The 13,678-nt window shown below is 60.4% G+C and carries 8 protein-coding genes; 6 read left to right on the top strand and 2 right to left on the bottom strand.

Annotated elements, in window-relative coordinates; translation table 11 throughout:
- The first annotated feature begins 22 nt into the window (after nt 1-22).
- Nucleotides 23-2,266: a TonB-dependent receptor gene (locus HBO24_RS00610; RefSeq protein WP_198848748.1), complete on the top strand. Its 2,244-nt coding sequence runs from the start codon at nt 23-25 to the stop codon at nt 2,264-2,266.
- A gap of 351 nt (nt 2,267-2,617) precedes the next feature.
- Here the strand turns inward: HBO24_RS00610 and HBO24_RS00615 are convergent, their stop codons facing one another.
- Nucleotides 2,618-3,532 (bottom strand): LysR family transcriptional regulator, encoded by a 915-nt coding sequence (locus tag HBO24_RS00615; RefSeq protein ID WP_057959684.1) that lies wholly within the window; start codon nt 3,530-3,532, stop codon nt 2,618-2,620.
- A 247-nt stretch (nt 3,533-3,779) separates the two neighbouring features.
- Here HBO24_RS00615 and HBO24_RS00620 point away from each other — a divergent pair, with 247 nt between their 5' ends.
- From HBO24_RS00620 to pgm, 4 genes are all read left to right on the top strand, one after another.
- Nucleotides 3,780-4,802 carry a zinc-dependent alcohol dehydrogenase family protein gene (locus HBO24_RS00620; RefSeq protein WP_057438444.1) on the top strand — a complete coding sequence of 341 codons (1,023 nt, stop codon included), beginning with the start codon at nt 3,780-3,782 and terminating at the stop codon, nt 4,800-4,802.
- Between the two features lie 701 nt (nt 4,803-5,503).
- A complete protein-coding gene (locus tag HBO24_RS00625; RefSeq protein ID WP_170059119.1) occupies nt 5,504-6,913 on the top strand; it encodes a hypothetical protein in 1,410 nt (469 codons plus the stop codon).
- 37 nt (nt 6,914-6,950) lie between these two features.
- Nucleotides 6,951-8,357 (top strand): PLP-dependent aminotransferase family protein, encoded by a 1,407-nt coding sequence (locus tag HBO24_RS00630; protein ID WP_057438446.1) that lies wholly within the window; start codon nt 6,951-6,953, stop codon nt 8,355-8,357.
- Nucleotides 8,358-8,471: 114 nt separating this feature from the next.
- On the top strand, nt 8,472-10,118 hold the full coding sequence (pgm, locus tag HBO24_RS00635) for a phosphoglucomutase (alpha-D-glucose-1,6-bisphosphate-dependent) (protein WP_057444783.1): 1,647 nt from the start codon (nt 8,472-8,474) through the stop codon (nt 10,116-10,118).
- 130 nt (nt 10,119-10,248) lie between these two features.
- Here the strand turns inward: pgm and HBO24_RS00640 are convergent, their stop codons facing one another.
- Entirely contained in the window at nt 10,249-10,944 is a 696-nt protein-coding gene (locus HBO24_RS00640; RefSeq protein ID WP_057438447.1) for a pirin family protein, read from the bottom strand.
- A 227-nt stretch (nt 10,945-11,171) separates the two neighbouring features.
- Here HBO24_RS00640 and HBO24_RS00645 point away from each other — a divergent pair, with 227 nt between their 5' ends.
- A complete protein-coding gene (locus HBO24_RS00645; protein ID WP_115128199.1) occupies nt 11,172-13,637 on the top strand; it encodes a UvrD-helicase domain-containing protein in 2,466 nt (821 codons plus the stop codon).
- Nucleotides 13,638-13,678: the final 41 nt, after the last annotated feature.

Here is a 13,678-nt window from a genome sequence, read left to right on the forward strand (position 1 = left end):
TCCGCCTTGAAAGGAATCCAGCATGTCGGAACGCTGTCGCCACGCCACTCCTGATTTACTGCAGGCTGCGCAACGCTTTACCTTCAATCGCACATTCACTGCCGTTCACATGGCGCTATTGCTGGGGTTGGGCACCACCTCCATGGGGGCGGTCGCTGCGCCACCTGCCGAGCCGTCAAAACAGCAAACGCTGGAACTGGGCGAAACGCTGGTGGAAGGCAGCATGGACTCCGCCGACGACTTGCCGCCGGTGTATGCGGGTGGGCAGGTCGCCTCGGGCAGTCGTGTCGGGCTGCTGGGCAACAAGGACTTCATGGAGACGCCGTTCAACATCATCAGCTACACCGATGAGTACATTCAGAACCGCCAGGCTCAGGACATCGGTTCATTGATCGGCGCCACCGACCCTTCGGTATATGTGCCAACCAAGCGCAGCAACTTTGAAACCTTCTTTATTCGCGGCTTCTACAGTAACGCCGATGACATCACCTACAACGGCCTGGTCGGCATGGCGCCGAACATGCGCGGTTCCACCGAACTGGCCGAGCGTATCGAGGTGCTCAAGGGGCCATCGGCGTTGCTCAACGGCATGCCACCCAGCGGCACCGTCGGCGGCAGCATCAACCTGGTGCCCAAGCGCGCGGGCGATGAGCCTCTTGCACGCTTGACTACCACGTATGAATCCCGTGGTTTGGGCGGCGTGCATGCGGACCTGGGGCAACGTTTCGGTGACAAGAAACAGTTCGGTATCCGTTTCAACGGTGTCTACCGTGACGGCGACACGCCCGTGGATAACCAGCAGCACAAAATGGCGCTGTCGTCCCTGGGCCTGGATTGGCGCGGCGAGCGTGCGCGCATCTCGCTCGACTTCTACAAGCAACGCGAGCGTGTCGACGGCCTCAACTACTTCGGTATCAATACGATCGGCACCAACGTGACCCACCTGCCAAGCCCGAAGAAGGGCGACCATTCACTGGCGCCAGACTGGGCCTACACGATCAACAACACCACTACCACCATGGTACGCGGTGAGTACGACCTGTCAAATTCCGTCACGGCCTACGCGGCATGGGGGCAGCGCGATGGGGGTTACAACGCGCTGATCAACTCCAGTACCCTGATCAACAATGTGGGTGACATCAGTTCTTCGGCGATTCGCTCGACCCGCAGCGGCACCCAGCAATCCGGTGAACTAGGCCTGAAGGGCAAATTCCAGACCGGGCCTGTGGGCCACACCTGGACCCTCGCCACCACCCGTTTCACCTCCGACAACAGCTTCAAGGACGCCAGGGCCGGTATTCCCGGTACCACCCATTTCGACAACCTGGACTTTGGCGACACACCGACCTTCCCGGGTTATGGCGTGACCACCTCGCAGACCCGCGCGACCCTGGGCAGTTATGCGCTGGCCGATACCCTGTCTTTCGCCGATGACCGCGTGCAATGGACCGTGGGCGCCCGCCGCCAGCGCGTGGAGAACACCACCGAGAACTTCGGTGACTGGGCGTCGAAAGTCAGCTACGACGAAAGCCGCGTCTCGCCGGCCACTGCCCTGTTGGTCAAAGTGACGGACAAGGTGTCGCTCTATGGCAACTACATCGAAGGCCTGAGCCAGGGCGCTACGGCACCTGATACGGCAGCGAATCGCGGTGCAGTCATGCAGCCTTACCAGACCAAGCAATACGAGGTGGGGGCCAAGGTCGACCTGGGCACGTTCGCCCACACCGCCAGCCTGTTCCAGATCGAGAAGCCGAGTGCCTTTACCAATCCGGCCACCAATATCTTCGGCGTCTACGGCGAGCAACGTAACCGTGGTGTGGAGTGGTCGTTCTTCGGTGAGCCGCTACCGCGCCTGCGCCTGATGGGGGGCGCGACCTATACCCAGGCGGAAATGACCAAGGTGGTCGCCGGCGGCGTCAAAGGCGAGCAAGTCACCGGCGTACCTAAGGTGATCGCCAAGCTGGGCACCGAATACGACCTGCTTGACGTGCCTGGGCTGACCTTGACCGGTAACGTCAACCATACCGGTAAGCAATACGCGACCAACGACCATCGGGTCTCGCTGGACGCTTACACCACCTACGATGTGGGCGCGCGTTATGCGTTCAAGGTCGAGACCAAGCCGGTGACCCTGCGCGCCACCGTGCAGAACGTCACCAACAAGGCGTACTGGCTCGGCTCGTGGAACGGCGGTGACGGCAGCGGCCTTTCCGGTGGTTTGGGTGCACCGCGTACCTTGCTGGTCTCGGGTACCGTAGATTTCTGACGGTGCCTGGAGCAACGCATACAAAGACGCCTGCAGCGATGCAGGCGTTTTTTTTGCCTGTGGCGCGTAACGCCGAGCGGTACCGATCAGGTTGACGTTTTCCCTGCGCATCATCATTGGCGATCGCTCGACTTCAATGATCGGGTAGCGCTCGGCGGCGTTTTTGGGAACCGCAACGGGTGATGTTTTGAAAAAGGGGGCCATGATCCTCAGGCTGGGGGGCATCCTTTTCAAACCATCCAAAGCATGCCCTCGATGTGCCCCCAATGTAGCAATCCACTGGAAGTGAATGGATCTCCATGGCCTATGAAAAGCCAGAAATGATCAGCTAAACAGCCTGCCCGACAACGCCTAAAGACTCTCAGGATCCCCAAAAAACATCTGTATCCGCGACCGCAACCAGCGCTCCCCCGGATCATTGTCCTGTGAACCACGCCACGCCATATGCAATTCAAAACTGCGCACCGGCAACGGCGGGTCTTCAGCCCGCAGGCCGCCTGCGGCGGTCAGGGCTTCGGCGGTGTAGTCGGGCACGGTTGCGAGGATGTCGGTGCCCGCCAGCAGGGTGCCCAGGCCGTTGAATTGCGGGACGGCCAGCACCACATGGCGCTTGCGATCGAGTTTTTCCAACTCTTCATCAATAAACCCGCTGAGGTCGCCGGCAAACGAGACCAGGGCGTGGGGGCGGGCGCAGAAGTCGTCCAGGCTCAGGGAGCCGGGCACGCTGTCGGCGCGCAGCAGTTTGGGCAGGCTGCGGCGCAGCAGCTTGCGCTTGGCGTTGGCCGGCAGGTCGGCGGTGTAGCTGACGCCGATGGAGATTTCCCCGGAAGCCAGCAGGCCTGGCATCAGGATGTAATTGACGCGGCGGATCACCAGCACAATGCCCGGCGCTTCGGCGCGCAGGCGCTTGAGCAGGGGTGGCAGCAAGGCGAACTCTACATCGTCCGACAGGCCGATGCGAAACACTGCGGTGCTGGTGGCCGGATCGAATTCGGCGGCGCGGCTGACGGCGGTGGAAATCGAATCCAGGGCCGGCGAGAGCAGGGCGAAAATCTCCACCGCCCGGGCCGAGGGTTCCATGCTGCGCCCGGTGCGCACGAACAGCGGATCATCGAACAACCCGCGCAGGCGCGACAAGGCGGCGCTGATGGCCGGCTGGCCGAGGAACAACTTCTCGGCAGCGCGGGTCACACTGCGCTCATGCATCAAGGTTTCGAATACGATCAACAGGTTCAGGTCGACACGACGCAGGTCGTTACGGTTCATCTTGTGTCCTGGCAGATTCAGCGAACTTGACGTGAGCGGCCACATGATAACAATGGCCGGCATGAATCTTACGGGGAAAGGCTGGTACTCTGCACCGGCTAATTCAGATTTCCTACGCTGCCTGGGGTATTTTCCGAAGGGGCGGAATCAATGACAGACATGACGACTATTAATGGCGACTGGTGGCCTTGCCCCGAAAGCCCAGATAAAGTTCATGGCATTAGAGGTTACTTTGGCGAGGTTTGCGATGTCCCGCACGATCCGTTTTCACAAGTTTGGTCCGGCCGAGGTGCTCAAGTGCGAAGAGCATGAAGCCACGTTGCCCGCACCGGGCGAAGTGCAGGTGCGTGTCGAAGCGATTGGCATCAGCTGGTACGACATTCTCTGGCGGCAGAACCTGGCGTCTTCCCATGCGCGCTTGCCGTCGGGCCTTGGCCATGAAATGGCCGGTGTGGTGGTGGCAGTGGGCGAGGGCGTTGAAGACCTGGCCATTGGCGACAAGGTTGCCAGTTTTCCGGCCGAAAGCCCGAATGACTATCCAGTGTACGGCGAACTGATTGTCCTGCCCCGTTCAGCCCTGACCCGTTACCCGGATGTCTTGAGCCCGGTGCAGGCCAGTGTGCATTACACGCCGTTGTTGATTGCTTACTTTGCCTATGTCGATTTGGCGCGGGTCAAGCCCGGTCAATTCGCCCTGGTCACGGATGCCAGCCATTGTGCCGGGCCTTCGTTCGTACAATTGGGCAAGGCCCTGGGGGCGCGGGTGATTGCCGCCACCAAGTCGCCGGACGAGCGTGAATACCTGCTGTCCCTGGGCGCGGAAAAGGTCATCGTCACTGAAGAGCAGGACTTGCTGATGCAAATCAACAAGTTCACCGATGGACGCGGTGTGGATGTGGTGTTCGACGGCCTCGGTGGCCCCCAGATGTCACTGTTGGGCGATGTGCTCGCACCCCGTGGCAGTCTGGTGTTGTATGGCCTGCAAGGTGGCAACCAGACCCCGTTCCCGGCCTGTGCCGCGTTCCAGAAAAACATCCAGTTCTTTGTGCACTGCATCGGCAACTTCACCGGCAAGCCGGAGTTGGGCATTGCCCAGGACCAGGCCGCATTGCAACGGGCCCTGCGCGAGATCAACCAGTTGACCGCCGACGGCATGCTGGTGCCGCTCAAGACCCGGGTGTTTGCCTTCAGCCAGTTCGTCGAAGCCCATCGCTATATGGACGAATGCCCATGCCGCGAGCGGGTGGCGTTGCAGGTTGAAGCTGTTTGATCTGTGGGAATGTTCGTAAACGGACATTTCGCCGGTGTTTGCCATGGGGCAAATACGCCATTTAGAAGGACAGGATCTCCGCGCCTGCTGAATCTGCCGCCGGGATTCTTCCCCTGCAAAACCTGCCTTTAATGCCGCCGCTGCCCTGAATCCCAGAGCAGCGGCGTTTTACATGGGCACTGCGGTAAACACCGGCTCGCCAAACTGCACTGGTTTTCGCGCCGAGTCTGTATCTTTTAATCATCAAACAAGCGCTGATAATTGCCCAGTCACTTTCATCTCAAGGACTGAGCAATGATTGCAGAAATCAAATCCAAACAGCGGTTCGCTGTAACTAATAAGTCGTCTTGTATACCGGCTCAAGGACGTTGGCCTGTAGAGAGAGGCTTAAAGTGCGCGCGAACTGAATCCCGACTTTGCCCTGCACTGCATATGTCAGATCATTCTTTAATATTTGAGTTAAAGACTAGTAGGAAGTTGTAAGACCGTTCCTAAGGTGGTCATTGGGCCGCTGTAGGGGCTTTCTTCAGCAGGTGGTGGCATCTTCGTCGGGATGTTCCAACTGGCGTTTTGTTGTGCGGTGCTAACATTTAGCTATCAGCTTTAATCGCAACAGACGTCAACTCTAAGCAAACAGCAGGTCGGACAGGCACGCGCAACTGCTTGCTCGGAACTGACAGTTAACCTCAGGTAGTAAAGCTATGAGCGCTATTCACGAACAAGCCATGAATTATGTTTACCAGCAGGTATTGCAACGGTTGCAGGGCTACTTCTCGCGAGCGGAGCGCACCGCACTTCAGTTATTGATTCAGCGGTTGATTGTAGCGGCAGGTGGCATCGAGCAGATCGGCGACTACAAAGTACTGGTCACCCACGGGGGCGGCAAAGGCAGCAGTTACGCACTGGCCTTCTTGCGCGCCGCCCAATTGACCATCGCCGGCCGGGCGCCGAGGAGTTTTCAATTGCGAGTCGCAACCCTGCGCCATACCGGGATGACGCAAGCGGCACTGGACAGCATTCATCGGGGCTACAGCGCGTTGTTTTTCCACGACGACCCCAGGGTCGAGCTGCTGATGGTGGAAAACCAGGAAGTTCTGCCCTTCAACCACCTGCGCCCCGCTTCAGCAGCGGGCCAGGATATCGGCCGGCGCAACATGTTGATGATCGGGCATAAGCGTTCAGGGGATATCCGCGCCAGCGTGTGCAACGACAGATACTTGTCCCTGGGGGATTTCTATCGCCGTATCACGGCATGGGACGGCGGGGTGCACGCCCTGGTCAGCAGTGATTCGCCGCGCCAGCAGAACCAATACCTGGCGTGGCTGTTCAGGACCACCCGCGCTGCTGGCATGAAAGGCCACGCCGGCCAGCCACTGGCGCTCAATGCCCTGTTTTGCCGGATGGATGATTGCAGCGCCGGCTATTACCGCGATGTCTATGGCGAACATTACGCGTTGGAGGATAACGCTTCCAAAGAGGTGCATCGTCACCTGACCTATATCGGCGTGGCCGATCTGTTACGCGCGGCCGGGCAGGATTTCACGGCACTGCTTTACGATTTTATGGGTTACAAACAGGATGAATTCGCCTTTCAGTTCAGTACTCCGGCCTACGCCAACCCCTTGCTGATGGCGCATATGCATGGCCTGCAGGCCGAAGTGCTACTGGGCCTTGATTATCGAGAGGGCGTCACGCGCTTTATCGAACACGCCAGCGGCTTTATGCGCCGTAAAAAAATCCCCGAATTACTGATTGCCCAAGCCGGCACCAAGGATGGCCGCGTGCTGGCGGCGACCTACGCCCGCGAGTTCTTTGGCCTGGAGGAGAGCCAACTGGTGTGCCTGTTGTTTTCACCGTTTATCCAGCAAGGACAGCGGCTGGAAGCCTTCTTGCGTCGCTGTCACCCGGGCATGCTGGTGGCGCTGCCCGAACTGCACAAAGCTCTTGAGGGCAAGGCGTCGGCAGAGCTGATCCAGCATTGGATTGTCGATACCAGCGGTTTGCCCCTGGCGCTTTTGCAGCATTTGTACGGCACCCATGTCGCGGCCAATGCGGCCTGTATCAATGTCGAGGAGCCGGCCACAGGACCGTGCGGCGTAATAGGGTACTGAGGGTGGTTGCGCGACGGCAGCCGTTGCTCGGGCAGGAATCCTCATGAGGGACGATAAACAGGCAGACTTCGCCTATCAGGCGGTGTATCGCTACATGATCAACCTGATCAATGAAGTGGGCACCGAGGGCCGGGTCAAGCTGCCGTCCTTGCGACACCTGGCAGAGCGGTTGAATGTGTCGATTTCCACCATTCAGTACGCCTACTCGCTCCTGGAAAAGGAGGGCCGGGTGTACTCGGTAGCCAAGTCCGGCTACTACGCCTTGCCCATCGCCGGTAGCACTGCGTGCTGTACCACGGGGGATTTGCTGGAGCGCTTGTATGTAGGGGCACGCAGGCCGGGGATGTTGGTACTCAGTGCCGATGAGCCGGCACAGCTATTGTCCCTGGACGCGCCGCTGCTGCAACTGGAGCGTGAACTGGTGCGCCAGTATCCGCGCCAGTTGCAACCCTATTCCCAGCCGTGTGGTATCTGGGAACTGCGTGCGGCACTGGCGGCGCGCTATACCCGTTCGCCCACACGTTGCTGGCAGGCGGATGACGTGTACATCGGCGCGGACCTGCGAGGTGTCCTGGCCATTCTGATCGAGGTGCTGGCGCTCAAAGGGGCGACGGTGTTGGTGGAGTCGCCGTGTGACTGGCTTATCCTGCGCCTGTTGCAAGATGCCGGAGTGCGTGTGATCGAGTGGCCATGCAACGAGCAGGGCAGGCTCGATCCTGGGTATCTGGAGCAGCAACTGCGGACCGAGGGGGTGCAACTGGCGCTGCTGTCCTCGACCCCAGGCCTTGCCACGGGCAACGCCTTGAGTCTGGCGGATCAGGCGCAGGTGGCCGGGTTACTGGAGCAATATGACTGCTGGCTGCTGGAAAACGACACCCATGGCGGGCTGGCGTTTGAGGCGTGCACCCGCTACCTGCGGGACCTGGTGAACCCCGAGCGGCTGATGGTGTTTTCCAGTTTCGAGAAAGCCATGGGCCCGGAGGCGCCCTACGGTTATCTACTCTCGCGACACCTGAGCACGCCCTTGCAGCGTCAGTTCCTGTTGCGTGCGTTTCGTTTATCGTCCATTCGCCAGCGTGCGATTGCCCGGCTGTACCACAGTGGCCGCTTTGACCAGCACCTGGATGATTTGCGCATAGTGCTCAAGGAACACGCTGCAGCGATGCAGGCACGCCTGGCCCAGCATCTGGGCGAGCGCGTGACGTACCGGGCGCCGCAGGCTGGCGCCACCTTCTGGTTGCGTTCGACCGAGGCCGTGGATATGCGCCGGGTGTTCCAGAACATGCTGGCGCGCCAGGTGGTGATCGCCCCGGGCGAGTTATTCAGCGTGACGGGCCTGTACCAGCAGCACTTTCGCTTGAGCCATGTGGTCAGCACTCATCACAGCCTGGACCTGGTGTTGGAGGAGTTGGCCCAGGCCCTCAAGCAGGGGCAGCACGGATGAATTGGTTTTGTGGGAAATATCACTGATTATTGTGGGATAGATACCGTCGCGTGGCGGTCGAACACCCAGTAAACTGCATTCCTTTTCCGAATCCTTCTTTTCAGAGGTTTTTGCATGACTCTCAGTCCTTTTGCGGGCAAACCGGCGCCAGCTCAATTGCTGGTGGACATCCCGCGACTGGTGACGGCCTATTACACCGGCCAGCCCGATGCAGCGATCTCCACTCAGCGCGTGGCTTTTGGTACCTCCGGGCACCGTGGCAGTTCTTTTGACTTGAGCTTCAATGAGTGGCACGTATTGGCCATCAGCCAGGCCATTTGCCTGTACCGTGAGGCGCAAGGCATCAATGGCCCGCTGTTTGTCGGCCTCGACACCCACGCGCTGTCCACGCCGGCCGGCGCCAGCGCCCTGGAAGTGCTGGCCGCCAACGGTGTGCATGTGATGCTCGCCGAAGGCGATGAATACACGCCGACCCCGGCGATTTCCCACGCCATCCTCTGCTACAACCGTGGCCGTACCAGCGGGCTGGCCGACGGCATTGTCATCACGCCCTCCCATAACCCGCCCCAGAGCGGCGGCTACAAGTACAACCCGCCCAACGGCGGCCCGGCCGATACCCACGTCACCAAATGGATCGAGGCCAAGGCCAACGAACTGCTGGCGGCCAAGCTGGCCGGGGTCAAGCGCATCACCCACGCGCAGGCGCTGAAAGCCGACACCACCCATCGCCATGACTACCTCAACACCTATGTGGCCGATCTGGTCAATGTCATCGACATGGACGCCATCCGCAGCGCCGATCTGCGCCTGGGTGTGGACCCACTGGGTGGAGCAGGGGTGCGCTACTGGTCGGCCATCGCCGAGCATTACCGTCTGAACCTGGACGTGGTGAATACCGAAGTCGACCCGACCTTCCGTTTCATGAGCGTGGATTGGGATGGCCAGATCCGCATGGACCCGTCCTCCAGCTACGCGATGCAAGGCCTGATCGGCCTTAAAGAACGCTTCGATGTAGCGTTTGCCTGCGACCCCGACCACGACCGCCACGGCATCGTCACTCCGTCGGGCGGGCTGTTGGCGCCGAACAACTACCTGGCGGTGTCGATCGACTACCTGTTCCAGAACCGTCCCCAATGGCGGGCGGATGCTGCCGTGGGTAAAACCGTGGTCAGCAGTGGTTTGATCGACCGCGTGGCCGCACGCATCGGCCGCCGCCTGTACGAAGTGCCGGTAGGCTTCAAATGGTTTGCCGACGGCCTGTTCGACGGTTCCCTGGGCTTTGGCGGCGAAGAAAGCGCGGGCGCTTCGTTCCTGCGCAAGGACGGCAGCGTGTGGAGTACTGACAAGGACGGTCTGATCCCGGCCTTGCTGGCCGCAGAAATGACCTCGCGCAAAGGCCAGGACCCCAGCCAGATCTACCGTGGCCTGACCGACGCCCTGGGCGAGCCGTTCGCCATCCGGGTGGATGCCAAGGCCACGCCGGCGCAGAAGGCGCTGCTGGGCAAACTGGCACCGGAGCAGGTCACGTCCACGCAATTGGCCGGGGAGAGCATCCAGCAAATCCTCAGCCATGCGCCGGGGAATGACCAGGCGATTGGCGGGCTGAAAGTCATGACCGAAAACGGCTGGTTTGCCGCACGGCCGTCGGGCACCGAGGATATCTACAAGATCTACGCCGAGAGCTTTATTGGCGAAGATCACCTCAAGCGCCTGGTGGAAGAGGCTCAGGTGTTGGTGGATGGCGCCATCACCCCGAACTGACACACAGTTGTAAAAAATGTGGGAGCGGGCGTGCTCGCGATGGCGGTGGATCAGTCAATACATGTGTGACTGACCCATCGTCATCGCGGGCAAGCCCGCTCCCACATTGGTTTTTGAGTCTGGCTCGAGATCAGGCCAGGTCCACCAGCACCACTTCGCTGTCTTCGACCGCCGTTACCCGCAACACCCGCTCATCCTGCACTGCAACGCCGTCACGCGCCTGCGCTCGCAGACCATTGACCTCGATCACCCCGGTCGCCGGCACCAGGTACGCCCGGCGGCCCGCATCCAGGTGATACTCGGCACTTTCCCCAGCCTTCAGATTGGCCGCCACCAGGCGTGCGTCGGCACGGATCCGCAAGCTTTCATGGTCACCGTGCTTGCCGCTGGCCAAGGTCACGAACCCTTCGCGCTCACCCTTGGGAAAAGGTTTGGCGCCCCAGGAAGGGGGCAAGCCCGCTTCATTGGGAATGATCCAGATCTGGAAAATCTTGGTCGCCGTGGCTTCAAGGTTGTATTCGCTATGGGCGATCCCGGTACCGGCGCTCATCACCTGCACGTCGCCCGCCTCGGTACGGCCCTTGTTGCCCAGGTTGTCAGCGTGGCTGATGGCACCTTCACGCACATAGGTGATGATTTCCATGTCCCGGTGCGGATGCTGCGGGAAGCCGGTGCCCGGCGCGATGATGTCGTCGTTCCACACCCGCAGGTTGCCCCAATGCATACGTTGCGGGTCATGGTACTCGGCGAACGAGAAGTGGTGATGAGCATCCAGCCAACCGTGATTGGCGCCGCCCAGGGAGGTAAAAGGTCGAAGTTCAAGCATGATCGTCTCCTGTTGATGGGCCTATCATCCGCCAGGGCATCATCGACAAAAAGCGTAAAAAATGCCTGATTCTTATCAGATTATTCGATTGTTTTTCCAGCCCCAGAACTAGACCCCGGCTTCAGTTCATCGCCTAACTGCATGAAGCCAAAGCAATTGGCTGGAACTGTCGAGGGATTCCGGCGACCATAGGGCCTCTGTTCGCTCAAGCCCCCGCAGGAGTCCGCGTGCCGCAACACACCCCCGATCTGCCTCCCGAACTGCGCCCCCTGGCGCAAATGCCGCTGTTCAAACGCCTGGCTGCGCGGCTGTTTGGCCATGGGTTGACGCGCCTGCGGGCCCAGCATCGTTTTTCGTGGTTGCACGGTCAGGCCGATGGCTTTCGCAGCGGGCATGAGGCCGGCGTGGAGTATGGCTACCAGGAAGGCCGGCGCGATGGCATCGAAGAGGGGCGTCAGGTTCTGTTGATTCGCGACTTCCGTAGCGATGAGCACCGCGCCCCGGGCGTGGACGACAGCCTGTTCGACGATTGGCGCCTGCCACTGACCCCCGAACTGAAAAAACGCATCAAAGCCGATGTGGCGCGCCTGCTGCCGGCCCATGCGCAGCCCAGCACGGCGCAGTGGAAGATGATCTTCAGCGATACCCCTTCAACTTCGGTGATTGCCGGGGCCGGGGCTGGCAAATCTACCTCGCTGGTCCTGCGGATCCTGCTGTTGACCCATTACCTGGGCTTTGAGCTGAGCGCCATGACCGTGGTGACCTTCACCCGCGAGTCGCGCCAGGACTTTATCCGCAAGCTCATGGAGATTCTCCACCTGTGGGGCCAACCCCTTGCTTTGAAAGAAGCCCAGGCGGTAGTGCGCACCTTTCACTCGCGCATCCTGCCCATGGTTCGTAGCCTTCCGGGCTTTGAGCGGTTGCAGGCCTTCGAAAACCTGCGCAGCGGCCTCTACGATGACGAGGCCGACAGCAACCCCTTCGACCTGCGCATCAACGATGCCCAGCGCCAGCAGCTCAATGCCTGCTACCACGGCCTCTACGGCCGGCATGCACGTTTTCGCGAGTTGATTGCACCGATGGCCCGCCATGCCTTGCAGCTCAAGGAGCTGGAGCGCGACCACCCGGATGTGCAAAAACGCGTAGCCGTCACCGAGTTGGCGGCCAAGCGCGATGAAGAATTGTGCGATGTGATCGAGGATCTGTGGTTCCGGGCCGGCGCATGGCCGATCAAGGGCATCGAGCCGAACCGCCAGCGTGTTGAAATCAATGGTGCGTCGTTCCATTGCCATGGCTACAGCGCCGAGCTGGATGCCTGGGTGGTGCTGGGCTTCGACGCCAGGGAAAACCCACAGATCGCCCGCCCTGGGGCCAAGCTGTCGGTGCGGGCTGAATGGGCGGTAAAACGCACCCTGTTTCAAGCATTCTGCCGCAAGCCATTGATTTGGTTGGATAACTACGAATCATCCAAGCGCCTGTTGAGCAGCCTGGCGGGGGATGCCAGCTCCGGCCCCGGGTTTGATTACAAGGTCAAAGGTGAGTTGGCTTCAGCGCCATTGCTGGACTGTTTTGTGAGCGCCGCCGGCTTTATCGAGAACCTCGGCCTGGACGTGCCCACGGCGGTGGGCCAGATGAGCTTTGCCAAGGATGACCCGGACCGCGGCTTCTTCGAGGCCCTGAGTATTTTCTGGAAGGCCCTGGAAGATCATCTGCTGGACCAGTCGCCGCCGATCATGACCTACAACCGCATGTTTTCGCTGTTTGGCGAGAACACGCCAGAAAACCTCAAGCTGCTCAGCGACGGGCTGTTGCGCCCGCTGTCGCACTTGATGATCGACGAATTCCAGGATGTCTCGCCACAGATCGTATCGTGGATCCGCGCCAGCCTGCGCGAGATCCGCAGCCGTGGGCCGGCGCTGCATGTGGGGCGCGCGGCCCAGCATTCTTCGCTGCTCTGTGTCGGTGATGACTGGCAGTCGATCTATGGCTGGCGCGGCAGTTCGCCCAAGTACTTCATGGAGTTCAACAAGGAGTTCCCGTCGCCGACCACCACGCGGGTGATGCTCGGGGAGAACTTCCGCAGTCATCAGCACATCATTGATGCGGCCGAACATATCGTTAAAGCCGCACCGGCAATCAGCGGCAAGAAGGCCAAGGCCAGCGGCGCAGCCAGGGCGCTGGTGCCGGTACAGGTGCTGGATCGTGACGAGGCGGGCCTGGCGCAGCAGTTGCTGGCGCACTATCAACGGGGCGAATCGGTATTGATGTTATATCGAAAAAGCAGCGATAAGCTATTGATTCAGGAGCATATTCAGTCTGTAGTTAACCTTGATTCTAGCTTGCCGCCGGGCATGCGCCGCTTTAAGCAACTGACCTACCACAGCGCCAAGGGGCTACAGGCGGATGCTGTGTTTTTGCTCGGCGACTGCCAGCACCTGACCCGTTCGCCCTACAAGAACCAGGTGTACCGCATGGCCGGCCTTGGCAAGGACGGGGATGCCGAGCCTTACGACAATGCGCAAAAAGACGAAGTGCTGCGCCTGGCCTATGTCGGGATTACCCGGGCGGTGAGTCATTGCTATTGGTATGTCGAGGGGCAGGATGGCCAGGTGGGGCATGCGCCCAGGGCGTCGGATCGGGTGGCGGGGGGCAAGGCGTTCTTTGATGATCGCCGCGCCATTAAAGCGCAATAAATCAAATGTGGCAGATGTCTCGCCGGGCGAGACAGCTCCCA

The sequence above is a fragment of the Pseudomonas sp. WS 5410 genome (genome assembly GCF_012985645.1).
In the GTDB taxonomy this organism is placed as follows: domain Bacteria; phylum Pseudomonadota; class Gammaproteobacteria; order Pseudomonadales; family Pseudomonadaceae; genus Aquipseudomonas; species Aquipseudomonas shahriarae.